The following is a 24,375-nucleotide window of genomic DNA, read 5'->3' as shown; positions in this document are numbered from 1 at the left end:
TGTTACCGCGGCGTGACTTTTCCACCCTGCGAGATTGTGCCAGTATGGAACGCAGCCTTTTGGCCTTGTTGAGCGTTGTCGGGAGCAAGTGTGAGCAGCAAAGTAGAGCAACTACGTACGCAGTTAAATGAACGCATTCTGGTGCTGGACGGCGGCATGGGCACCATGATCCAGGGCTATCGTCTGAGCGAAGACGATTTCCGTGGCGAGCGCTTTGCCGACTGGCCTTGTGACCTGAAAGGAAACAATGACCTGCTGGTGTTGAGCAAACCGTCCGTCATCCGGGATATCCACAACGCCTACTTTGAAGCGGGTGCGGATATTGTAGAAACCAACACCTTCAACTCGACAACCATCGCCATGGCGGATTACCAGATGGAATCCCTGTCGGCGGAGATCAACTTTGAGGCGGCCAGGCTCGCCCGCGCCTGCGCCGACGAATGGACCGCCCGTACCCCGGATAAACCGCGCTACGTTGCCGGGGTGCTTGGCCCGACGAACCGCACCGCGTCAATTTCACCGGACGTAAACGATCCGGCGTTTCGTAACATCACCTTCGACCAGCTGGTGGCCGCCTATCGTGAGTCCACTAAAGCGCTGGTGGAAGGCGGTTCCGACCTGATCCTGATTGAAACCGTATTCGACACCCTCAATGCCAAAGCCGCGATTTACGCGGTGAAAGAGGAGTGCGAGGCGCTGGGCGTTGACCTGCCGATCATGATTTCCGGCACCATCACCGACGCCTCGGGGCGCACGCTTTCCGGCCAGACCACCGAAGCCTTCTATAACTCGCTGCGCCACGCTGAAGCCCTCTCCTTCGGCCTGAACTGCGCGCTGGGGCCGGACGAGCTGCGCCAGTACGTGCAGGAGCTTTCGCGCATCGCCGAATGCTACGTCACCGCCCACCCGAACGCCGGTCTGCCGAACGCGTTTGGCGAATACGATCTGGATGCCGACACCATGGCGGCGCAAATCCGCGAGTGGGCCGAGTCTGGCTTCCTGAACATCGTCGGCGGCTGCTGCGGCACCACGCCGGAGCACATCGCAGCCATGAGCAAGGCCGTTACCGGGCTGCCGCCGCGCAAGCTGCCCGAGCTTCCGGTTGCCTGTCGCCTTTCCGGCCTTGAGCCGTTGACTATCGGTGATGACAGCCTGTTTGTGAACGTGGGTGAACGTACGAACGTTACCGGTTCCGCAAAGTTTAAGCGCCTGATCAAAGAAGAGAAGTACAGCGAAGCGCTGGACGTCGCCCGTCAGCAGGTCGAGAGCGGCGCGCAGATTATTGATATCAACATGGACGAGGGGATGCTCGACGCCGAAGCGGCGATGGTGCGTTTTCTCAACCTGATTGCCGGTGAGCCGGACATTGCCCGCGTGCCAATCATGATTGACTCCTCCAAATGGGACGTCATCGAAAAAGGGCTGAAATGCATTCAGGGTAAAGGCATCGTCAACTCCATTTCGATGAAGGAGGGGGTCGATACTTTTATTCACCACGCGAAGCTGGTGCGCCGCTACGGGGCCGCCGTGGTGGTGATGGCCTTCGATGAAGTGGGCCAGGCCGATACCCGCGAGCGCAAAATTGAGATATGCCGCCGCGCGTACAAAATTCTGACCAAAGAGGTGGGCTTCCCGCCGGAAGACATCATTTTCGACCCGAACATCTTCGCCGTCGCGACCGGCATTGAAGAGCACAACAATTACGCCCAGGACTTTATCGGCGCGTGTGAAGACATTAAACGCGAGCTGCCGCATGCGCTGATCTCCGGTGGCGTGTCGAACGTCTCGTTCTCGTTCCGTGGTAACGACCCGGTGCGTGAGGCGATCCACGCCGTGTTCCTCTACTACGCCATCCGCAACGGGATGGACATGGGGATCGTTAACGCGGGCCAGCTGGCGATTTACGACGATCTGCCGGCGGAGCTGCGCGATGCCGTCGAGGACGTGATCCTCAACCGTCGTGACGACGCCACCGAACGCATGCTGGAACTGGCGGAGAAATATCGCGGCAGCAAGTCGGATGAATCAGCCACCGTTCAGCAGGCCGAGTGGCGCGCCTGGGACGTGAAAAAGCGTCTGGAATACTCGCTGGTGAAAGGGATTACCGAGTTCATCGAGCAGGATACCGAGGAAGCGCGTCAGCAGTCAGCCCGCCCGATTGAGGTGATCGAAGGGCCGCTGATGGACGGCATGAACGTGGTCGGCGATCTGTTCGGCGAGGGCAAGATGTTCCTGCCGCAGGTGGTGAAATCCGCCCGCGTCATGAAGCAGGCTGTGGCTTATCTGGAACCCTTTATCGAAGCCAGCAAAGAGAAGGGCTCCAGCAACGGTAAAATGGTTATCGCTACCGTGAAGGGCGACGTGCACGACATCGGCAAAAACATTGTTGGCGTGGTGTTGCAGTGTAATAACTACGAGATTATTGACCTCGGCGTGATGGTTCCGGCGGATAAAATCCTCAAGACCGCACGCGAAGTCAACGCTGACCTGATTGGTCTTTCAGGGCTGATCACGCCGTCACTGGACGAAATGGTCAACGTGGCGAAAGAGATGGAGCGTCAGGGCTTCACCATTCCGCTGCTGATTGGCGGGGCCACCACCTCGAAAGCCCACACGGCGGTGAAAATCGAGCAAAACTACAGTGGGCCGACGGTGTATGTCCAAAACGCCTCGCGCACCGTGGGAGTGGTCTCCGCGCTGCTTTCCGATACCCAGCGCGATGAGTTTGTCGCCCGCACCCGCAAAGAGTACGAAACCGTCCGCATTCAGCACGGTCGTAAGAAACCGCGTACGCCGCCGGTGACGCTCGCCGCCGCGCGCGATAACGACCTGGCCTTCGACTGGGCAAGCTATACCCCGCCGGTCGCGCACCGTCTGGGCGTGCAGGAGGTGGTCGCCAGCATCGAGACGCTGCGCAACTACATCGACTGGACGCCGTTCTTTATGACCTGGTCGCTGGCGGGCAAATATCCGCGCATCCTGGAAGACGAGGTGGTAGGCGAAGAGGCGAAACGCCTGTTTAAAGATGCCAACGACATGCTCGACAGGCTGAGCGCAGAGAAAGCCCTCAATCCGCGCGGCGTGGTGGGCCTGTTCCCGGCAAACCGCGTGGGCGACGACGTGGAAATCTATCGCGATGAAACCCGCACCCACGTGCTGGCCGTGAGCCATCACCTGCGCCAGCAAACGGAGAAAGTGGGCTTTGCCAACTACTGCCTGGCGGATTTCGTTGCGCCGAAGCTGAGTGGGAAAGCCGACTATATCGGCGCGTTTGCCGTCACCGGGGGTCTGGAAGAAGATGCGCTGGCGGATGCGTTCGACGCACAGCATGATGATTACAACAAAATCATGGTGAAAGCGATTGCCGACCGTCTGGCGGAAGCCTTTGCTGAATACCTGCACGAACGCGTACGTAAGGTGTACTGGGGCTACGCGGCGAATGAGAACCTTAGCAACGAGGAGCTGATCCGCGAAAACTACCAGGGCATTCGTCCGGCACCGGGGTATCCGGCCTGTCCGGAACATACCGAGAAGGGCACTATCTGGAAACTTTTGGACGTAGAAGCGCATACGGGCATGAAGCTTACCGAGTCATTTGCCATGTGGCCGGGCGCGTCCGTTTCCGGATGGTACTTCAGCCACCCGGACAGCAAGTACTTCGCCGTGGCGCAGCTTCAGCGCGATCAGATTGAAGATTACGCCCAGCGTAAAGGCATGAGCGTGTCAGAGGTAGAACGCTGGCTGGCACCGAATTTAGGCTACGACGCAGACTAACGTCACTTTTCCTTACAACAAACAGGGCACCTCCAGGGTGCCCTGTCTCTTTCTTACGTTTAAACCCTTATACTGGAAGAAGGTTCTTACCACATTGCCCGGTGGCGCTGCGCTGACCGGGCCTACGCGTAGGCCGGATAAGGCGTAGCCGCCATCCGGCAAGACAACGCGCAACAAACCTCAGGAAAACAGATAACGATAAGGAGGAAAACCGACCGTGTTGACGTTGTTACACCTGCTCTCCGCAGTCGCACTGCTGGTATGGGGCACCCATATCGTTCGTACCGGCGTAATGCGCGTGTTTGGCGCACGTTTACGTACCGTTCTCAGCGGCAGCGTTGAGAAGAAGCCGCTCGCCTTCTGCGCGGGTATTGGCGTCACGGCGCTGGTGCAAAGTAGTAATGCTACCACCATGCTCGTCACTTCGTTTGTGGCGCAGGATCTGGTCGCCCTCGCTCCGGCGCTGGTGATCGTACTCGGCGCTGATGTGGGGACCGCGCTGATGGCGCGTATCCTGACCTTCGATCTCTCCTGGCTGTCGCCGCTGCTGATTTTTATCGGCGTCATTTTCTTCCTCAGCCGTAAGCAAAGTCGTGCCGGGCAGCTCGGACGCGTCGGCATCGGCCTCGGGCTGATCCTGCTGGCGCTGGAGCTGATTGTGCAGGCGGTTACGCCGATCACCCAGGCCAACGGCGTGCAGGTCATCTTCGCCTCGTTAACCGGCGATATTATGCTGGATGCGCTGATTGGCGCGGTGTTTGCAATCGTCAGCTACTCCAGCCTGGCAGCCGTTCTTCTGACGGCGACGCTCACCGCTGCGGGGGCCATCTCTTTCCCGGTGGCGCTGTGCCTGGTGATTGGCGCCAACCTCGGTTCTGGCCTGCTGGCGATGCTCAACAACAGCGCCGCCAATGCTGCCGCCCGCCGCGTGGCGCTGGGAAGTTTACTGTTTAAGCTGGTGGGCAGCCTGATCATTCTGCCGTTTGTGCATCCGCTGGCCAACCTGATGGATAACATCTCTCTGCCGAAAGCGGAGCTGGTGATCTACTTCCACGTCTTCTATAACCTGGTGCGCTGCCTGGCGATGGTGCCGTTTGCTGCTCCAATGGCCCGCTTCTGCGAACGTCTGATACGTGATGAACCGGAGCTGGACGCGCGCCTCAAGCCGAAGCATCTCGATACCTCGGTGCTGGACACGCCTGCGCTGGCCATCGCCAACGCCGCCCGCGAAACGCTGCGCATGGGCGACGCGATGGAAACCATGCTCGAAGGGCTTAAAAAGGTGATGCACGGCGAGCCGCGCGAGGAGAAGGAGCTGCGCAGGCTGGCGGACGATATCAATGTGCTGTACACCGCCATCAAGCTCTATCTGGCGCGCATCCCCCAGGACGAGCTGGCGGAAGAGGAGTCCCGCCGCTGGGCTGAAATCATTGAGATGTCGCTTAACCTGGAGCAGGCCTCGGACATCGTCGAGCGTATGGGCAGCGAAATCGCGGACAAATCCCTGGCCGCGCGTCGGGCCTTCTCCGTGGAAGGGCTGAAGGAGCTGGAAGCGCTGCACGAAAAGCTGGTGAGCAACCTGAAGCTGGCGATGTCGGTGTTCTTCTCCAGCGACGTGCCGAGCGCGCGCCGCCTGCGCCGCAACAAGCATCGCTTCCGCATTCTTAACCGCCGCTACTCGCACGCCCACGTTGAACGTCTGCACCAGCAGAACGTGCAAAGTATCGAGACCAGCTCCCTGCACCTGGGGCTGCTGGGGGATATGAAGCGTCTTAACTCGCTGTTCTGCGCGGTGGCGTATAGCGTGATGGAACAGCCGGATGAAGACGACGAGCGGGATGAGTATTAATCTCTGAAAGCGCCTCGCAAAACCCGTTTGCGAGGCGTGACACTCTATAAAGAGCATTTTACTCTTCAGACCTTACATTTTTAAGGGAATAGAAAATGCTCGTTTATTACGCTACACTTCGCCAATTCATGCGCATTCCAATGGGGGTTATCATGCGCACTACTAACGGCATAAAAAAATCCGTCAATGTTTCGTTAGCACCTGACATTCTTGAAGAAGCGCGACGTCTCAAACTTAATCTCTCTGCTGTACTCACTGCCGCCCTACAGGAACAGTTTCGTGCGCACCAGCGCGCAGAGTGGTTAGCAGAAAATAAAACTTCTATTGAGGCCATTAACCAGTGGGTTGATGACAACGGCTCCTTTAGTAACTTTCAGAGGTCGTTCTGATGGATCAATAGGCACGCATATTGCCAAAAGAGTTAGGCGAACGTGTTGCCGATCTTACGCAAAACCAGGCTTCACTGCGGGATGCACTCGATTTTTTGATCAACGGCTACTAACACTTTTTTGTCAGCCGCAAGGTAAGGTATATTTCGCCCTTCACAGGAGAAACTATGCTGCCAACTCAATCAACCCGATTAAACAAATATATTAGCGAGAGCGGGATCTGCTCACGTCGCGAGGCTGACCGTTACATTGAACAGGGTAACGTGTTTCTCAACGGCAAACGCGCCACCATCGGCGATCAGGTGGTGCCTGGCGATGTGGTTAAAGTGAATGGTCAGGTCATCGAACCCCGTGATGCCGAAGACCTGGTGTTTATCGCGTTGAACAAACCGGTTGGGATTGTCAGCACCACGGAAGATGGCGAGCGGGACAACATCGTTGATTTCGTTAACCACAGCAGCCGTATCTTCCCGATTGGTCGCCTGGATAAAGACTCTCAGGGGTTGATTTTCCTTACCAACCACGGCGACCTGGTGAACAAAATTCTGCGTGCCGGTAACGACCACGAGAAAGAGTACATCGTGACGGTGAACAAGCCGGTGACGGACGAGTTCATTCGCGGGATGGGCGCAGGCGTGCCGATTCTGGGCACCGTCACGAAGAAGTGCAAGGTCAAAAAAGAAGCGCCGTTTGCCTTCCGTATTACCCTGGTGCAGGGCTTAAACCGCCAGATCCGCCGCATGTGCGAGTATTTTGGTTATGAAGTGACGAAGCTGGAACGCACGCGCATCATGAACGTCAGCCTGTCCGGGATCCCGCTGGGCGAGTGGCGCGACCTGACGGACGACGAGCTGATTGAACTGTTCAAGCTTATCGAAAACTCCTCGTCCGAAGCGAAGCCGAAAGCCAAAGCCAAACCGAAAACGCAGGCGATTAAACGTCCGGTGGTTAAGGCACCGCAGGCGGAAGAGAAAGGGCGAGGCAAGCCGGGCAACGGAAAACGCTTTACCCAGCCGGGGCGCAAAAAGAAAGGGCGCTGATTAGCGCCTTCCACGGGTTGATGTGCTGGCGGACCAGGAAAAGGTTGCCTCTGCATCCGGTTTATAAGCCTGCTCTTTTTTCAGCTTGCGGGCTTTTTTCGCCGCGGCATCACGTTGTGCCATCAGCTTGTCGATGTACTCTTTTTTAACCTGATTGGTTTCGGCGTTCGTCAGCGTGCGGCCATGCGCGATGCGGGCACGGTCGAGAAGCGTTTTCAGTTCGCGCTGCTCGGCTTCCGTCATGTCTTTCTGGGTCAATCGTGGTGTCGCCATTGCTGAAGCCTCCTGATGGGGAGGCTTCAGTGTAAAGCAAGCCGGGTTAATTAACCCTGTTTCAGCGCATCTTTTTTCGGTTGTTCATCAATCGGCTTACCGGACCAGTAGCCCGCCAGCAGCGAACCGGACAGGTTGTGCCAGACGGAGAACAGCGCGCCCGGCAGGGCTGCAAGCGGCGAGAAGTAAATTTTTCCGAGCGCCGCCGCCAGGCCGGAGTTCTGCATTCCCACTTCGATCGCCAGCGTGCGGCAGGTGGATTCGTCGAAGCCAAACAGCTTCCCGCCCCAGTATCCGCCCAGCAGGCCGATGGTGTTGTGCAGCACCACCGCGACGATCACCACAAAGCCCACCGAAGCAATGTGCGAGGCGGAACCGGCTACCACGGCGCTGATGATCGCCAGAATGCAGACCATCGAAAACGCGGGCAGGTACGGCTCAACCGCTTTCACCACGCGTGGGAACAGATGGTGGATAACCAGCCCCAGCGCAATCGGGATCACCACGATTTGCAAAATGCTGAGCAGCATGCCCATTACGTCCACCTGAATATGCGCGTCCACGTACAGGCGGGTTAACAGCGGTGTGGCAATTACGCCCACCAGCGTGGAAACGGACGAGATGGTGACGGACAGCGCCACGTCGCCTTTCGCCAGGAAGATCATCACGTTAGATGCCGTACCGCTGGCAACGCTGCCCACCAGCACCATCCCGGCGGAAAGGTCCGGTGGCATTTTGAAGGCCATCGCCAGCAGCCACGCCGCGAGCGGCATCACCAGGTAGTGCAGGAAAATACCCGCGGCAACCGGCGCCGGGCGAGACAGCACGCGTTTAAAATCGTCGATTTTCAGGTGTACGCCCATGCCGAGCATAATCAGCATCAGCAGCGTGGTGACCCACGGACCAATGCCCGTGAACGTGCTAGGGGTGTAATACGCGAGTATGGAGAGCAGCAGCGCCCATAGCGGGAACAGCCGGGTGATAGCGGATAACATAGTGAATTCCTTGCAGTATTGTCGTGTTGTTTTGTAATAAAAAAGCCGGGTCTGTGCCCGGCTTATTGGTATTGTTTATCGTGCTAACGAATTTTATTCAAACAAATTCTGATGAAGTTTCTGCACGACCTGCTCGGCCTGATCGGCAGGGACCAGGAAGCAGAGGTTATAGCTGGAGGCGCCGTAGCAAATCATGCGGATGCTGAACGGGTCGAGCACGCCGAAGACCTCTTTGCCCACGCCGCAGGCGCGCGACAGCTTGTTACCGATGATGGCAACCAGCGCCAGATCTTCTTCCACTTCCACGCGGCACAGTTCGGACAGCTCAATCAGCAGCGACTGCGTCAGCAGGGTATCGCCGGTAGAGGTGGAGCCGGTGGTGTCGAGCGTCAGCGCGATGCTCACTTCCGAGGTGGTGATCAGATCCACGGAGATATTATGGCGCGCCAGGATACCAAACACTTCTGCCAGGAAGCCGCGGGAGTGCAGCATATTATGGCTGTGCAGGGTGACCAGCGTCTGCTTGCGGCGCAGGGCCAGCGCGCGGAACAGCGGTGGGTTCTCGGTTTTCTTGCAGACCAGCGTCCCGCCCGCCTTTGGATCTTTACTGGAACCAACGAAAACCGGAATGTCGCTGCGCACGGCAGGCAGCAGCGTGGCCGGATGCAGCACTTTCGCGCCGAAGGTGGCCATTTCCGCCGCTTCTTCAAAGGCGATCACGTCAATACGTTTTGCCGCAGACACCACGCGCGGGTCGGTAGTGTAAATACCCGGCACGTCCGTCCAGATATCCACGCGGGTCGCGTGCAGGGCTTCGCCCAGCAGGGCGGCGGTGTAGTCGCTGCCGCCGCGGCCCAGCGTGGTGGTGCGTCCTTTGGCTTCGCTACCGATAAAGCCCTGGGTGATCACAATGCCTTCATCAAGGCGCGGGGCAAGCTGCTGGCTGGTCAGCTCGGCCAGCGCTTCCACGTCCGGCTCGGCGCGGCCAAAGCGGTCGCTGGTGCGCATCACTTTGCGCACGTCAAACCACTGCGCCTGAATATTGCGCTCGCGCATGATCTCAACGAACAGCAGGGTGGACATCAGCTCGCCGTGGCTGACCAGCTCGTCGGTCAGCGCGGTTGAGGTGGCCAGCGACGCGGCTTCTGCCAGGGTGGTGATATTTTCCAGCAGGCGTTCCACTTCCTCACGAATGACGTTCGGGTTTTGCAGACGCTCAAGGATGTCGAACTGAATTTTGCGTAGCGCATCCAGCTTCACGAAACGCTCGGTCGCCTCCAGTCCTTCAGACAGCGAAACCAGCAGGTTCGTCACGCCGGCTGAGGCGGACAGCACCACCAGGCGGGTATTCGGATCGGCCAGCACCACATCGGCGCTGCGGTTCATGGCAGCGTAGTCTGCCACACTGGTGCCGCCAAACTTGGCGACCACAAAACTCGTCATAACAACCTCGTGTCAGGGAATGAATAGAGCGACCTTGGCACAAGAGTGAAGCGAGGACAGGTGCAGGCGCAAAATACGGCCCTATAAATAAAATGCGGGGGAGGTCCTGTCAATGCTGGGATTATGCGGATTTTTCATGGGGGGGTACCCCTCAGAAACAGGACTTATAACAGGCCCATATTTTATGCTCCTTTTTACCCCCTTTTGACCGACATTTCGCCACGCCGGAAGGGCGCGACAGCAGCTATACTTTTCGGGTCTTTTCACCTGCGTTTGATGCAGACCAGGGCAATGGCATAAAAACCATCACAATTTTTATTTGCAGGCGCTACAATCGACCGCAGTCACAATTCTCAAATCAGAAGAGTATTGCTATGAAAAACATCAACCCAACGCAGACCGCTGCATGGCAGGCACTACAGAAACATTTTGATGAAATGAAAGACGTCACTATCGCGGATCTGTTCGCGAAAGATGCCGATCGTTTCAGCAAGTTCTCCGCCACCTTCGATGACCTGATGCTGGTGGATTTCTCCAAGAACCGTATCACCGAAGAGACGCTGGCGAAGCTGCAAGATCTGGCGAAAGAGACCGAGCTGGCTGATGCCATCAAATCCATGTTCTCTGGTGAGAAGATCAACCGCACCGAAGATCGTGCCGTGCTGCACGTGGCGCTGCGCAACCGTAGCAATACTCCAATCATCGTTGACGGCAAAGATGTGATGCCGGAAGTGAACGCGGTGCTGGAAAAGATGAAAACCTTCTCTGAAGCGATCATCTCCGGCAGCTGGAAAGGCTACACCGGCAAAGCAATCACCGACGTGGTGAACATCGGTATCGGCGGCTCTGACCTCGGCCCGTTCATGGTGACCGAGGCGCTGCGCCCTTACAAAAACCACCTCAACATGCACTTCGTCTCTAACGTCGATGGGACTCACATCGCCGAAGTGCTGAAAAAAGTGAACCCGGAAACCACCCTGTTCCTGGTGGCGTCCAAAACCTTCACTACCCAGGAAACCATGACCAACGCCCACAGCGCGCGCGACTGGTTCCTGAAAACCGCGGGTGATGAAAAGCATGTAGCGAAACACTTTGCGGCGCTCTCCACCAACGGTAAAGCGGTAGGCGAGTTCGGCATTGATACGGCGAACATGTTCGAGTTCTGGGACTGGGTTGGCGGCCGCTACTCTCTGTGGTCAGCAATCGGCCTGTCCATCATTCTGTCCGTCGGCTTCGACAATTTCGTTGAGCTGCTCTCCGGTGCGCACGCGATGGACAAACACTTCTCCACCACCGCGCCTGAGAAAAACCTGCCGGTGCTGCTGGCGCTGATCGGTATCTGGTACAACAACTTCTTCGGCGCTGAAACCGAAGCGATCCTGCCGTACGACCAGTACATGCACCGCTTTGCGGCCTATTTCCAGCAGGGCAACATGGAATCCAATGGTAAGTACGTTGACCGTAACGGCAACGCGGTGGATTACCAGACTGGCCCAATCATCTGGGGCGAGCCGGGCACCAACGGCCAGCATGCGTTCTACCAGCTGATCCACCAGGGTACCAAAATGGTACCGTGCGATTTCATCGCCCCGGCGATTACGCACAACCCGCTGTCCGACCACCATCAGAAGCTGCTGTCTAACTTCTTCGCCCAGACCGAAGCGCTGGCGTTCGGCAAATCCCGCGAGGTAGTTGAGCAGGAGTATCGTGACCAGGGTAAAGATCCGGCCACGCTGGACCACGTTGTGCCGTTCAAGGTGTTCGAAGGCAACCGCCCAACTAACTCCATCCTGCTGCGCGAAATCACCCCGTTCAGCCTGGGTGCGCTGATTGCGCTGTACGAGCACAAGATCTTCACCCAGGGCGCTATCCTCAATATCTTCACCTTTGACCAGTGGGGCGTTGAGCTGGGTAAACAGCTGGCAAACCGCATTCTGCCGGAGCTGGGCGACGATAAGGCAATCGACAGCCACGACAGCTCCACCAACGGTTTGATTAACCGCTATAAAGCATGGCGTGGGTAATAAATATGTCATGAAAAATGCCGGCGATATGCCGGCATTTTTTTATCGGATAATTCCTGATGTCTGTTAGTTAACTCAAATTTCGGGTCTGAGTTTAATCCGAAAAACGCGTCTAACCCGTTAATTGCTGCGGTTTATTTTAAGAAAATACGCAGAAATACTTTAGCTTATTTATATTATAACTATCTGATTTATATTGGTTATATATTTCATCTATTCTTCTTTCGTTTCATTTTTATCCATTAGTCCGAAAACCCTTTCCCTATTTCCCCGTACGGTAAACCCTCAGCGTTAGTTGTGTATACTCGAATCCGCCTGAATTTCTTTCGGGCAAATCTCCATTCATTCATTGAAGGGAAATTGTTATGAAGAAAGTACTGTATGGCATTTTTGCCATATCTGCACTTGCGGCGACGTCTGTCTATGCAGCTCCGGTCCAGGTCGGGGAAGCAGCAGGGTCGGCAGCGACGTCTGCGTCTGCGGGAAGTTCTACCGCAGCCAGCACCAGCGCCGTAAGTTCAGCCGTGGGTGTCGCGCTGGCGGCAACCGGTGGCGGTGATGGCTCCAATACCGGAACCACGACCACTACGACGACCAGCACCCAGTAATACCGGGTGTTTTAATCATAACCACACTTCGGTGTGGTTATTTCGCCCCTTCGGAGAAGAGTCGTGAAGCGACCTGCAATCATCCTGATTTGCCTGCTGTTGCAGGCGTGCTCAGCTACCACTAAAGGGCTGGGCAACTCACTGTGGGACAGCATGTTCGGCACGCCGGGCGTGCATCTGACCGATGACGAACTTCAGAACATGCCGTATGCCAGCCAGTACATGCAGCTAAACGATGGTCCGCAACTGTTTGTGGTGCTCGCTTTCGATGAAAACGGGCAGCAGAAATGGGTGACGCAGGATCAGGCCACCATCGTCACGCAGCATGCCCGAATCGTGAAAACGTTGCTCGGCGGCGACAACCTGATCGAGGTGAACAACCTGGCTGAAGATCCGCTCATTAAGCCGAATCAGATTGTCGATGGCGCAAGCTGGACGCGCACGATGGGCTGGACCGAACACAAACAGGTGCGTTATGCCACGGCCCGCTCCACTTTCCGCTGGGACGGTACGGACAGCGTAAAGGTGGGCAGCGACGAAACGCAGGTTCGCGTGCTGGATGAAGAGGTGACAACCGACCAGGCCACCTGGCATAACCGCTTCTGGGTGGACGAAGAGGGGCAAATCCGCCAGTCCTTGCAGTATCTCGGTGCCGGTTTCTTCCCGGTGAAGACCACCCTGATCAAGGCGGCGAAATCATGAAAACGCTCATCCACGTTGCGCTTCTCGCCAGCCTTGCCTCGCCGCTGGCGTGGTCTGCGGGAACGGTACAGGTCTACACCCCGGACAGCGAAAAACCCAAAACTTTAACCAATGCCGGGCATCTGCTCGATCTGGTGGGTCAGCCGAGACTGGCGAAAAGCTGGTGGACCGGGGGCGTTATCAGCGAGCGTCAGGCGACGATTGTCGCGGAACAAAGACATCATGCGCTGCTCGCCAGATTATCCGGGCTGGCACAGCAGGAAGACGCCGACGATGCCGCGGCCATCAACAGCCTGCGCCAGCAGCTTCAGGCTCTGAAGGTGACGGGCCGGCAGAAGGTGAATCTCGACCCGGATGAGGTGCGCGTCGCGGAAAAAGGCAATCCGTCGCTGGAGGGGGACTATACCCTGTGGCTACCGGCTCAGCCTTCCACCGTCACCGTGATGGGGCTCATCAGCAGCCCTGGCAATAAGCCGTTTACGCCGGGCCGGGACGTCGCGAGCTATCTTGACGAACAAAGCCTGCTCAGCGGTGCCGATAACAGCTATGCCTGGGTGGTCTATCCGGACGGGCATACGCAGAAAGCGCCGGTGGCTTACTGGAATAAACGCCATATCGAACCCATGCCGGGCAGCATCATTTTTGTCGGTTTTGCCGACCATTTCTGGACGAAAGCGTATGACGGGCTTAATGCCGATATCCTTCGCTCCCTGATACAGCGGATACCGGAATAATGAAAAAAACCTATCTCTACAGCATGCTTGCACTGTGCGTGAGTGCCGCCTGTCATGCAGAAACGTATCCGGCACCGATTGGCCCGTCGCAGTCCGATTTTGGCGGCGTGGGCTTACTGCAAACCCCGACCGCGCGGATGGCACGCGAGGGGGAAATCAGCCTTAACTATCGCGATAACGATCAGTACCGCTACTATTCTGCGTCCGTGCAGCTGTTCCCCTGGCTGGAGACCACGCTGCGCTACACCGACGTGCGAACGAAACAGTACAGCAGCGTCGACGCCTTCTCCGGCGATCAGACCTATAAAGACAAAGCCTTCGACGTGAAGCTGCGCCTGTGGGAAGAGAGCTACTGGATGCCGCAGGTCTCCGTCGGGGCAAAAGATATCGGCGGTACCGGCCTGTTTGATGCGGAATACATCGTTGCCAGTAAAGCCTGGGGGCCGTTTGATTTCTCACTGGGTCTCGGCTGGGGCTATCTTGGTACCAGCGGCAACGTAACCAATCCGTTCTGCTCCTACAGCGACAAATACTGCTACCGCGATAACAGCTACAAAAAAGCGGGCTCCATCAACGGCGACCAGATGTTCCACGGCCCGGCCTCGCTGTTTGGCGGCGTAGAGTATCAAACGCCCTGGCAGCCGCTGCGCCTGAAGCTGGAGTATGAAGGCAATAACTACAGCGAAGATTTTGCCGGCAAGATTGAGCAGAAGAGCAAGTTTAACGTCGGCGCCATTTACCGCGTGACCGACTGGGCCGACGTTAACCTCAGCTACGAGCGCGGCAATACCCTGATGTTTGGCTTCACGCTGCGCACCAACTTTAACGACATGCGTCCGCGCTACAATGACAACCCGCGGCCTAAATACCAGCCGGAGCCGCAGGATGCGATCATTCAGCACTCCGTGGTGGCGAATCAGCTGACGCTGCTGAAATATAACGCGGGGCTGGCGGATCCGAAGATCCAGACCAAAGGTGATACGCTGTACGTCACCGGCGAGCAGGTGAAATACCGTGATTCCCGCGAAGGGATCGAGCGCGCCAACCGGATCGTTATGAACGATCTGCCGGAGGGGATCCGCACGATCCGCGTGACGGAGAACCGTCTTAACATGCCGCAGGTCACAACCGAAACCGACGTTGCCAGCCTTAAGCGTCATCTTGAAGGCGAGCCGCTGGGACATGAAACCGAGCTGGTGCAAAAACGCGTTGAGCCGGTGGTGCCGGAGAGTACCGAGCAGGGCTGGTATATCGATAAGCCCCGCTTCGATTTCCATATCGATCCGGTGCTGAACCAGTCCGTCGGCGGGCCGGAAAACTTCTATATGTATCAGCTGGGCGCGATGGCGACGGCCGATCTGTGGGTGACCGACCACCTGTTGACCACCGGTAGCCTGTTCGGCAACCTTGCCAACAACTACGACAAATTTAACTACACCAACCCGCCGAACGATTCAAAACTGCCGCGCGTGCGTACCCGCGTGCGTGAATACGTGCAGAACGATATCTACGTGAATAACCTTCAGGCCAACTACTTCCAGTACTTCGGCAACGGTTTCTACGGCCAGGTTTACGGTGGCTATCTGGAAACCATGTTTGGCGGCGCGGGGGCGGAAGTGTTGTATCGTCCTGTCGACAGCAACTGGGCCTTCGGGATTGACGCCAACTACGTGAAACAGCGTGACTGGCGCAGCGCGCAGGACATGATGAAGTTCACCGACTACAGCGTCAAAACCGGTCACCTGACCGCCTACTGGACGCCGTCGTTCGCGCAGGACGTACTGGTGAAAGCCAGCGTCGGACAGTATCTGGCGGGCGATAAGGGCGGCACGCTGGATATCTCCAAACACTTCGACAGCGGCATCGTGGTGGGCGGCTATGCCACCATTACCAACGTTTCGCCGGACGAGTACGGGGAAGGGGACTTCACCAAAGGGGTGTACGTGTCAATTCCGCTGGATCTGTTCTCATCCGGTCCGACCCGCAGCCGTGCGGCAGTGGGCTGGACGCCACTGACGCGTGACGGTGGTCAGCAGCTTGGACGTAAGTTCCAGCTGTATGACATGACCAGCGATAAGAACATTAACTTCCGCTGATGCTTGTTTGCCCGGCCTACGGTTTTTGTAGGCCCGGTAAGCGCAGCGCCACCGGGTGAATGCGCCAAACATAAACAAAAAATATAGATCCCCGTCACATTTTTGCGTTATACAGGAACCTCGCCCTGGAGAATGAGGTGCTGTATGACATCCCTGACTCGCCCGCGCGTTGAGTTCATCTCAACGATACTCCAGACCGTGCTGAACCTCGGTCTGCTGAGCCTTGGCCTGATCCTGGTCGTCTTTCTCGGCAAAGAGACGGTGCATCTGGCTGATGTGCTATTTGCCCCTGAGCAAACCAGCAAATATGCGCTGGTGGAAGGGCTGGTGGTCTACTTTCTCTACTTCGAGTTTATTGCCCTGATTGTGAAGTACTTCCAGTCCGGCTTTCACTTCCCGCTGCGCTATTTCATCTACATCGGCATCACCGCGATTGTGCGGCTGATCATCGTCGATCATAAATCCCCGCTCGACGTGCTGATCTACTCGGCGGCGATCCTGCTGCTGGTGATCACCCTCTGGCTGTGCAACTCGAAGCGGCTGAAACGCGAATAAAAAAAGGGCGCTCCGAAGAGCGCCTAACAACAGTCACAAGTTGGTTCAATACAATACGTCTAAAGTTGAGGGTTGCAGTGGCATAACAGATGAAACTTAACCTTTCACACCGCCCGCCGTCAGGCCGTTGACCAGCCAGCGCTGGGCCAGCAGGAACACTACGGTAATCGGGATGGCAGAGAGTACCGCCGCCGCGGCAAAGTCGCCCCACAGGTAGTTTTGCGGGTTGAGGTATTGCTGCATGCCAACGGCCAGGGTGTAGCTGTTCACATCGCGCAGCAACAGTGAGGCGACCGGTACTTCGGTGATCGCCGCGATAAACGACAGAATAAAGACCACCGCCAGAATCGGCACCGACAGCGGCAGCAGCACCAGACGGAACGCCTGCCACGGGGTGGCGCCATCCAGCGCGGCGGCTTCTTCCAGCGAACCGTCGATGGTTTCGAAATACCCTTTAATGGTCCACACATGCAGGGCGATACCGCCAAGATAGGCGAAGATCACGCCGCCGTGGGTGTTCAGACCGATAAACGGCACATACTGACCCAGACGGTCAAACAGGGCGTACAGCGCCACCAGCGACAGCACCGCCGGGAACATCTGGAAAATCAGCATCCCTTTCAGCAGCGTCGCTTTGCCCGGGAAACGCATGCGGGCGAAAGCGTAAGCGCAGGTGGTGGAGAGCGTGACGATGCCGATCGCGGTGATGGTCGCCACTTTCACCGAGTTCCACAGCCACAGCAGCACCGGGAACGGCGGCGGAGTAACGCGGCCATCGGCGTGCTCAACGCTGAAGCCCAGCGCGAGCTTCCAGTGCTCCCAGGAGATTTCATCCGGGATCAGGCTCCCGGTCGCAAAGTTACCCGAGCGCAGGGAGATGGCGATAACCATCAGCAGCGGGAACATGATGGCCGCGATGAACATCAGCAGGCCTAAGTGCGTCGCGAGGAGGCGCAGCTTCTGAGATTTGGGTTGTACCATAGCCATGATCGATGCCCTCCTTAGTCAAATTTCATACGTGTGGCTTTCAGGTTCACAATCGCCAGAGCGCCAACCAGCAGGAAGATCAGGGTGGCAATGGCCGCTGCCAGACCGAAGTCCTGGCCGCCGCCGCCTTCAAAGGCGATACGGTAGGTGTAGCTCACGAGCAGGTCGGTATAGCCCGCCGGCGTGGTGGTGCCGAGACGGTCCGGGCCACCGTTGGTCAACAGCTGAATCAGCACGAAGTTGTTAAAGTTAAAGGCGAAGCTGGCAATCATCAGCGGCGTCAGCGGCTTAATGAGCAGTGGCAGCGTGATCTTGAAGAAGTTCTGGAACGGGCCCGCGCCGTCCATTGCCGAGGCTTCGTACAGGTCGTCCGGAATCGCCTTCAGCAGCCCCATGCACAGGATCATCATGTACGGATAACCCAGCCAGGTGTTCACGATGATAATCATCGAACGGGCGGTGGTCGGGTCGCTGAACCAGGCCGGTTTGATGCCGAACAGCGCGCTCAGCATCATGTTGATTTCACCGAAGCTCTGGTTAAACAGCCCTTTGAAAATCAGAATCGAGATAAACGACGGTACGGCGTAAGGCAGAATCAGCAGCACGCGGTAAATCGCTTTCCCTTTCAAGGACTCCCACTGCACGAGGCAGGCCAGCACCATACCCACGGCAACGGTCAGGATCACGGTCAGGATGGAGAAGACTACCGTCCAGACGAAGATGGCGAAGAACGGCTTCTGGATGCCTTCGTCGGTAAACACGCGGGTAAAGTTATCCCAGCCGATGGTGACGGTATAGCCCGGGCTGAGCTTGTCGTCTCCCCAGCTGCCGTCGACATTCACAGACTGATAAAAACCGATATCGTTGTTCGGACGATATTTCACGCCGCTCTGGTTGTTGGTCAGCGTGCCGTCATCCGCCAGGGTGTAAAGCGGCTGCGTACCGGAGAACTGGCGCAGCGAGCTCATGGTTACTTTGCTGTCATCGGGCAGCACGGCGGTGAGCTGGGTCAGCGCCTGGCGATTCTGGGTAATGATACGCAGGTTCGCGCGTTCGCCTTCCGGCAGGGATTCGGCCTCTTTTAAGACCAGCTTTTGCTCGCCGCCAAATTTGAACGCGTCGGAAAGATAGTTTTTGCCGCTCTCACCGTCAGTGAGCGCTAACTTCCACTCGTCTCCCTCAGGATACAGACCGAAGTTAAAGGTCTTACCGGCCTGATAAGAACGGTCCAGAAGCACCTGGGTGGCGCGCTCTTGCGCGAGCTGGTTGGTGCTGCTGTAGTTGGTAAAGGCAATGGCAATGGTGCAGATCAGCGGAAAGAGGACAAACAGCCCCATCCCGGCCACGCCAGGGTAAACATAGCGCCAGGCGTACGCTTTACGGTTGGCGAAAATATACAGGCCAACCGAGCTTAAAATCAGCGTCATGATGGCAAAAAGGTATTCCCCTTGCACGTACATTAAAACAACAAGGTAACCCACCAGCAGACACAGCAGACCTATCGCTGACCACTTCAGCGCGTCGCTTTGCCACCAGAGTTTCTTTTTAATGACATCCATGGGGTTCTTCCTCTACAACGGTGGAAACTTTTCGTCAGGTGGCGCTGCGCTTACCTGACCTACGGATCGTGCCGTAGTTGTAGGGCGGGCAGCGTACGCGCCACCCGCCGTTCTTCTGCTTACTTGGTAATACGACCTTGAGCATCTTTCAGCGCGGCATCAACAGTCTGGCGACCGCTGGCAGCATTGATGACGGCGGTACGGGTGGCGTACCAGAACGCGGCCATCTGTGGGATGTTCGGCATGATTTCGCCTTTCTGGGCGTTATCCATGGTGGCCGCAATGCGCGGATCTTTCGCTAACTGATCCTGGAAGGATTTCAGCGCCACGGCGCCCAGCGGTTTGTCCTTGTTCACATCACCCAGACCTTCATCGGTCAGCAGGTAGTTTTCCAGGAACTCTTTCGCCAGCTCTTTGTTCGGGCTGGCGGCGTTGATACCCGCGCTCAGCACGCCAACGAACGGTTTAGACGGCTTGCCGTTGAAGGTTGGCAGCAGGGTCACGCCGTAGTTGATTTTGCTCTTGTCGATGTTGGTCCAGGCCCACGGACCGTTGATGGTCATCGCGGTTTCGCCTTTGTTGAACGCCGCTTCCGCGATGGAGTAGTCGGTATCCGCGTTCATGTGTTTGTTCTTGATAAGGTCAACCAGGAAGGTCAGGCCTGCTTTCGCGCCCGCGTTGTCTACGCCCACGTCCTTCACGTCATATTTGCCGTTTTCAAACTTGAACGCGTAGCCGCCGTCGGCAGCAATCAGCGGCCAGGTGAAGTACGGCTCTTGCAGGTTGAACATCAGGGCAGATTTACCTTTCGCCTTCAGCTCTTTATCCAGGGCAGGGATCTCTTCCCAGGTTTTCGGTGGGTTTGGCACCAGGTCTTTGTTGTAAATCAGTGACAGGGCTTCAACCGCGATTGGGTAAGCGATCAGCTTGCCGTTATAGCGAACGGCGTCCCAGGTGAACGGGAACAGTTTGTCCTGGAAGGCTTTATCTGGCGTGACTTCAGCCAGCAGGCCAGACTGCGCGTAGCCCCCGAAACGGTCATGCGCCCAGAAGATAATGTCCGGACCGTCGCCCGTGGCCGCAACCTGCGGGAACTTCTCTTCCAGCTTGTCCGGGTGCTCTACGGTCACTTTGATACCGGTGTCTTTCTCGAATTTTTTGCCCACTTCGGCCAGGCCGTTATAGCCCTTGTCGCCGTTAATCCAGATAACCAGCTTACCCTCTTCAATTTTGGCGAGAGCCGGTGCGGAAATCATCATTGCTGCGAGGGCGGACAATGCGAAAACGCGTGCGCCAGTCTTGATCTTCATATCTGCCATCCTTTATTGGTGATGTGCTCGTGGATACATAAGGTGGTTCAACGTGACTCAGTCTCCTTATTTGACATCCTCTTTCCATCCTCCCAGTCCCTACGCCCCACCCCCCGTTTGTGTGATCCCTGTAACATAAATTTAAGTTATGAGTGCTGGCGCACATAAAAACCCACTGAATTTTGCAGGCCGCTTCACGATTTTCGCCTCAGCCCCTCCGCTGCGGTCGCAGAGCCTGCTCTCTCATCCTCCCGCCTCCTCCCCCACAAAAAAGCCGGGGGGTGGAGGATTCACGAAAGTAATGGAACACGCATAGTGAACTTATCTTGAATGTTTCTGTCGGTGACAGGTTGTAACGAAGGGAGAAGGGCATGGCGAGCGTACAGCTGCGTAATGTAACGAAAGCCTGGGGCGACGTAGTGGTGTCAAAAGACATCAATCTGGACATCCACGAAGGTGAGTTTGTGGTGTTCGTGGGTCCATCAGGCTGTGGTAAATCGACTCTGCTGCGTATGATTGCCGGTCTTGAAACCATCACCAGTGGCGATCTGTTTATTGGTGATACCCGAATGAACGACATCCCGCCTGCCGAACGTGGCGTAGGCATGGTGTTCCAGTCTTATGCGCTTTATCCGCATCTTTCCGTTGCCGAGAACATGTCCTTTGGCCTGAAGCTGGCCGGCGCGAAAAAAGAGATTATTAACCAGCGCGTCACTCAGGTGGCGGAAGTGCTCCAGCTGGCCCATCTGCTGGAGCGTAAGCCGAAAGCGCTTTCCGGCGGTCAGCGTCAGCGCGTGGCGATTGGCCGTACGCTGGTGGCCGAGCCGCGCGTCTTCCTGCTCGATGAACCTCTCTCTAACCTGGATGCTGCCCTGCGCGTCCAGATGCGTATCGAAATCTCCCGTCTGCACAAGCGCCTTGGCCGCACGATGATTTACGTCACCCACGATCAGGTCGAAGCGATGACGCTGGCCGACAAAATCGTGGTGCTGGACGCCGGTCGCGTGGCGCAGGTGGGTAAACCGCTGGAGCTGTATCACTACCCGGCAGACCGCTTTGTAGCGGGCTTCATTGGCTCGCCAAAGATGAACTTCCTGCCCGTCAAAGTGACCGCGACGGCGATTGAACAGGTACAGGTGGAGCTGCCAAACCGTCAGCAGGTCTGGCTGCCGGTCGACAGCGCCAACGTACAGGTGGGGGCCAATATGTCCCTCGGTATCCGTCCTGAGCATCTACTGCCAAGCCACATTGCGGATGTGACGCTGGAAGGTGAAGTTCAGGTCGTCGAACAGCTTGGTCACGAAACACAGATTCATATCCAGATCCCCGCCATCCGTCAGAACCTGGTCTACCGCCAGAATGACGTGGTGTTGGTAGAAGAGGGTGCCACATTCGCTATCGGTTTGCCGCCAGAGCGTTGCCATCTGTTCCGTGAGGATGGCACAGCATGTCGTCGGCTGCACAAAGAGCCAGGCGTTTAAGCATTCCAATTACAAAGAAAAGCAATGATCTCAGGAGATAGAATAATGATTACTCTGCGCAAAGTCCCTCTGGCTGTCGCCATTGCGGCAGGCATCCTGTCTGCCCAGGCGGGCGCCGTAGACTTTAAAGGTTATGCTCGTTCCGGCATCGGCTGGACCGGAAGTGGCGGTGAACAACAATGTTTCCAGGCAACAGGTGCACAAAGTAAATACCGTCTCGGTAACGAATGTGAAACCTACGCCGAGCTGAAGCTGGGCCAGGAAGTGTGGAAAGAAGGCGACAAGAGCTTCTATTTCGACACCAACGTAGCGTACTCCGTTTCTCAGCAGAACGACTGGGAATCCACCAGCCCGGCCTTCCGTGAAGCTAACGTGCAGGGTAAAAACCTGATTGAATGGCTGCCAGGCTCTACCATCTGGGCCGGTAAGCGTTTCTATCAGCGTCATGACGTACACATGATCGACTTCTACTACTGGGATATCTCTGGTCCTGGTGCCGGTATTGAAAACATCGATCTGGGCTTTGGTAAGCTCTCTCTGGCCGCCACCCGTTCTTCTGAGTCCGGCGGTTCTGCAACCTTCGCCGATCGTAATGCGGACGGCGACCGTGTTTATGACAATATTGTACCAAACGACGTCTTCGACGTTCGCTTAGCCGGTCTGGAGACCAACCCGGGCGGCACGCTGGAGCTGGGCGTTGACTACGGTCATACCAACATTCCTGACGACTACTATCTGCAACCTGGTGCCTCTAAAGATGGCTGGCTGTTCACCGCTGAACACACCCAGAGCATGATGAAAGGCTTCAACAAGTTCGTGCTGCAATATGGTACGGACTCCATGACCTCTAACGGTAAAGGTATTCCGCAGGGCGGCAGCATCGATAACGACGGCTCCATGTGGCGCGTGCTGGACCACGGTGCAATCACCCTGGCAGACCGTTGGGACCTGATGTACGTCGGTATGTACCAGAACATCGATCGTGATAACAACAACGGTACCGAGTGGTGGACCGTGGGCGTTCGTCCAATGTTCAAATGGACGCCGATCATGAGCACCCTGCTTGAAGTGGGCTACGACAACGTTAAGTCTCAGAAAACTGACGACAAAAACAGCCAGTACAAAATCACCCTGGCCCAGCAGTGGCAGGCAGGCGACAGCATCTGGTCTCGTCCGGCTATCCGCGTCTTCGCAACCTACGCGAAGTGGGATGAGAAATGGGGCTACGCGAACAACGACTCAGGTGCAGGTTACACCTCTGGCGTAGCGTATAGCGACACGTCCGCGAAAACCTTCAGCCGTGGCGACAACGATGAGTGGACCTTCGGCGCCCAGATGGAAATCTGGTGGTAATTCGTCAAACCTGACGTAATGACCTGAAAAGAGGGGCGTAAGCCCCTCTCTCCTTAGGCGCTGCGCGCTATTGCCTGGCCACCGCAGCGCTCACGCTATCAGAGGTAATAACAATGAAAATGAAGAAAAGTCTCGTCGCGCTGTGCCTCTCTGCGGGGCTGCTGGCCTGCGCGCCTGCGGTCACCTTTGCAGATGTGAATTTTGTTCCTCAAAATACCAGCGCTGCGCCAGCGATTCCGGCGGCGGCGCTTCAGCAGCTGGTGTGGACACCAGTCGATCAATCAAAAACGCAAACCACTCAGCTTGCTGCGGGCGGCCAGTCGCTGAACGTTCCCGGCATCAGCGGCCCGGTTGCGGCGTTCAGCGTGCCCGCGAATATCGGCGAGCTGACCCTGACGTTGACCAGTGAAGTCAATAAACAGACCAGCGTCTTCGCGCCTAACGTGCTGATCCTCGATCAGAACATGACGCCATCCGCATTCTTCCCAAGCTCCTATTTTAGCTATCAGGAGCCTGGCGTGATGAGTGCAGACCGTCTGGAAGGCGTTATGCGCCTGACGCCGGCCCTGGGTCAGCAGAAGATTTATGTTCTGGTGTTCACCACAGAGAAAGATCTGCAACAGACAACGAAGCTTGTCGATCCGGCAAAAGCCTACGCGAAAGGCACCGGTAACGCTGTCCCGGACATCCCGGACCCGCATGCTCGCCATACTACCGACGGCCTGATTAAGCTGAAAGTCTCTACCAACAGCGCCTCCAGCGTACTCGTAGGGCCGCTGTTTGGCTCATCTGGCCCGGTCCCGGTCACGGTGGGCAATACTGCCGCGCCTGTTTATGCCGCACCAGCCGCAGCGCCTGCCGCAGCCCCGGCTCCGACGAAAAAAGCCGAGCCGGTGCTTAACGATACTGAAACGTACTTTAACAACGCCATCAAGCAGGCGGTCAAAAACGGCGATGTCGATAAAGCGCTGAAGCTGCTTGATGAAGCCGAGCGTTTAGGTTCAACCACTGCCCGTTCCACCTTTATCAGCAGTGTAAAAGGCAAGGGGTAACCGTCTCCCCACAGTGCTGATTTTGTCAGTAGTTTAGTGCGCCTTAACGGGCGCACTTTTTTTGGCTTAGTTGCATCATTGTTGCGATAGTGATCGCTAAATTTGGTTTGCTCGTCCTCATTTCGCCAATCTGCGATACAATGCCTTTACG

General features: G+C 56.7%; 19 protein-coding genes. 13 read left to right on the top strand and 6 right to left on the bottom strand.

Annotated elements, in window-relative coordinates:
- Positions 1-90: 90 nt before the first annotated feature.
- The 4 genes from metH (at position 91) to rluF (ending at position 7,052) form a co-directional block, all read left to right on the top strand.
- The gene (gene metH / locus IM267_RS04175) at positions 91-3,774 is read left to right on the top strand and encodes a methionine synthase (RefSeq protein WP_193032850.1); all 3,684 of its coding nucleotides are present in this window, start codon (positions 91-93) and stop codon (positions 3,772-3,774) included.
- A gap of 217 nt (positions 3,775-3,991) precedes the next feature.
- Positions 3,992-5,623: a Na/Pi cotransporter family protein gene (locus IM267_RS04170; protein ID WP_102751035.1), complete on the top strand. Its 1,632-nt coding sequence runs from the start codon at positions 3,992-3,994 to the stop codon at positions 5,621-5,623.
- Between the two features lie 95 nt (positions 5,624-5,718).
- Positions 5,719-6,012, top strand: coding sequence for a type II toxin-antitoxin system CcdA family antitoxin (locus tag IM267_RS04165; protein ID WP_193032848.1), 294 nt, complete (start codon positions 5,719-5,721; stop codon positions 6,010-6,012).
- 167 nt (positions 6,013-6,179) lie between these two features.
- Positions 6,180-7,052, top strand: a complete 873-nt coding sequence (gene rluF, locus IM267_RS04160; RefSeq protein WP_022646725.1) for a 23S rRNA pseudouridine(2604) synthase RluF — start codon at positions 6,180-6,182, stop codon at positions 7,050-7,052.
- Here rluF and IM267_RS04155 read toward each other — a convergent pair whose 3' ends face one another.
- The 3 genes from IM267_RS04155 to lysC all read right to left on the bottom strand — a co-directional run bounded on the left by IM267_RS04155 (position 7,053) and on the right by lysC (position 9,763).
- Entirely contained in the window at positions 7,053-7,325 is a 273-nt protein-coding gene (locus IM267_RS04155) for a DUF3811 domain-containing protein (protein WP_017382612.1), read from the bottom strand.
- 50 nt (positions 7,326-7,375) lie between these two features.
- A complete protein-coding gene (panS, locus tag IM267_RS04150) occupies positions 7,376-8,320 on the bottom strand; it encodes a ketopantoate/pantoate/pantothenate transporter PanS (RefSeq protein ID WP_193032846.1) in 945 nt (314 codons plus the stop codon).
- A gap of 93 nt (positions 8,321-8,413) precedes the next feature.
- Positions 8,414-9,763, bottom strand: coding sequence for a lysine-sensitive aspartokinase 3 (gene lysC, locus IM267_RS04145; protein ID WP_063449878.1), 1,350 nt, complete (start codon positions 9,761-9,763; stop codon positions 8,414-8,416).
- A gap of 374 nt (positions 9,764-10,137) precedes the next feature.
- On the opposite strand from lysC, the gene pgi reads away from it, so the two are divergent.
- The 6 genes from pgi to psiE all read left to right on the top strand — a co-directional run bounded on the left by pgi (position 10,138) and on the right by psiE (position 16,482).
- Positions 10,138-11,787, top strand: a complete 1,650-nt coding sequence (gene pgi / locus IM267_RS04140) for a glucose-6-phosphate isomerase (RefSeq protein ID WP_063449877.1) — start codon at positions 10,138-10,140, stop codon at positions 11,785-11,787.
- A gap of 365 nt (positions 11,788-12,152) precedes the next feature.
- Complete coding sequence (gene yjbE / locus IM267_RS04135; protein ID WP_003860341.1) at positions 12,153-12,395, top strand: exopolysaccharide production protein YjbE; 243 nt, start codon at positions 12,153-12,155, stop codon at positions 12,393-12,395.
- Between the two features lie 63 nt (positions 12,396-12,458).
- On the top strand, positions 12,459-13,097 hold the full coding sequence (locus tag IM267_RS04130) for a YjbF family lipoprotein (protein WP_063449876.1): 639 nt from the start codon (positions 12,459-12,461) through the stop codon (positions 13,095-13,097).
- Complete coding sequence (locus IM267_RS04125; RefSeq protein WP_193032844.1) at positions 13,094-13,831, top strand: capsule biosynthesis GfcC D2 domain-containing protein; 738 nt, start codon at positions 13,094-13,096, stop codon at positions 13,829-13,831. The genes IM267_RS04130 and IM267_RS04125 overlap by 4 nt, the downstream gene beginning before the upstream one ends.
- Complete coding sequence (locus IM267_RS04120; protein ID WP_193032842.1) at positions 13,831-15,927, top strand: YjbH domain-containing protein; 2,097 nt, start codon at positions 13,831-13,833, stop codon at positions 15,925-15,927. The genes IM267_RS04125 and IM267_RS04120 overlap by 1 nt, the downstream gene beginning before the upstream one ends.
- Before the next feature lie 144 nt (positions 15,928-16,071).
- Entirely contained in the window at positions 16,072-16,482 is a 411-nt protein-coding gene (psiE, locus tag IM267_RS04115) for a phosphate-starvation-inducible protein PsiE (protein ID WP_063449873.1), read from the top strand.
- Between the two features lie 96 nt (positions 16,483-16,578).
- Here psiE and malG read toward each other — a convergent pair whose 3' ends face one another.
- The 3 genes from malG to malE all read right to left on the bottom strand — a co-directional run bounded on the left by malG (position 16,579) and on the right by malE (position 20,338).
- The gene (gene malG, locus IM267_RS04110) at positions 16,579-17,469 is read right to left on the bottom strand and encodes a maltose ABC transporter permease MalG (protein ID WP_063865511.1); all 891 of its coding nucleotides are present in this window, start codon (positions 17,467-17,469) and stop codon (positions 16,579-16,581) included.
- A 14-nt stretch (positions 17,470-17,483) separates the two neighbouring features.
- Positions 17,484-19,028: a maltose ABC transporter permease MalF gene (gene malF, locus IM267_RS04105; protein ID WP_193032840.1), complete on the bottom strand. Its 1,545-nt coding sequence runs from the start codon at positions 19,026-19,028 to the stop codon at positions 17,484-17,486.
- A gap of 119 nt (positions 19,029-19,147) precedes the next feature.
- Positions 19,148-20,338, bottom strand: coding sequence for a maltose/maltodextrin ABC transporter substrate-binding protein MalE (gene malE / locus IM267_RS04100; protein WP_063865508.1), 1,191 nt, complete (start codon positions 20,336-20,338; stop codon positions 19,148-19,150).
- Between the two features lie 371 nt (positions 20,339-20,709).
- On the opposite strand from malE, the gene malK reads away from it, so the two are divergent.
- The 3 genes from malK to malM all read left to right on the top strand — a co-directional run bounded on the left by malK (position 20,710) and on the right by malM (position 24,224).
- Positions 20,710-21,819, top strand: a complete 1,110-nt coding sequence (malK, locus tag IM267_RS04095; RefSeq protein WP_063449869.1) for a maltose/maltodextrin ABC transporter ATP-binding protein MalK — start codon at positions 20,710-20,712, stop codon at positions 21,817-21,819.
- Between the two features lie 42 nt (positions 21,820-21,861).
- The gene (locus IM267_RS04090) at positions 21,862-23,172 is read left to right on the top strand and encodes a maltoporin (RefSeq protein ID WP_193032865.1); all 1,311 of its coding nucleotides are present in this window, start codon (positions 21,862-21,864) and stop codon (positions 23,170-23,172) included.
- A gap of 113 nt (positions 23,173-23,285) precedes the next feature.
- A complete protein-coding gene (malM, locus tag IM267_RS04085; RefSeq protein WP_193032838.1) occupies positions 23,286-24,224 on the top strand; it encodes a maltose operon protein MalM in 939 nt (312 codons plus the stop codon).
- Positions 24,225-24,375 lie beyond the last annotated feature (151 nt).

The sequence above is a fragment of the Enterobacter cloacae complex sp. P15RS genome (assembly GCF_014895905.1).
Lineage (GTDB): Bacteria > Pseudomonadota > Gammaproteobacteria > Enterobacterales > Enterobacteriaceae > Enterobacter > Enterobacter quasihormaechei.
This window is presented reverse-complemented; position numbering and strand designations above follow the sequence as displayed.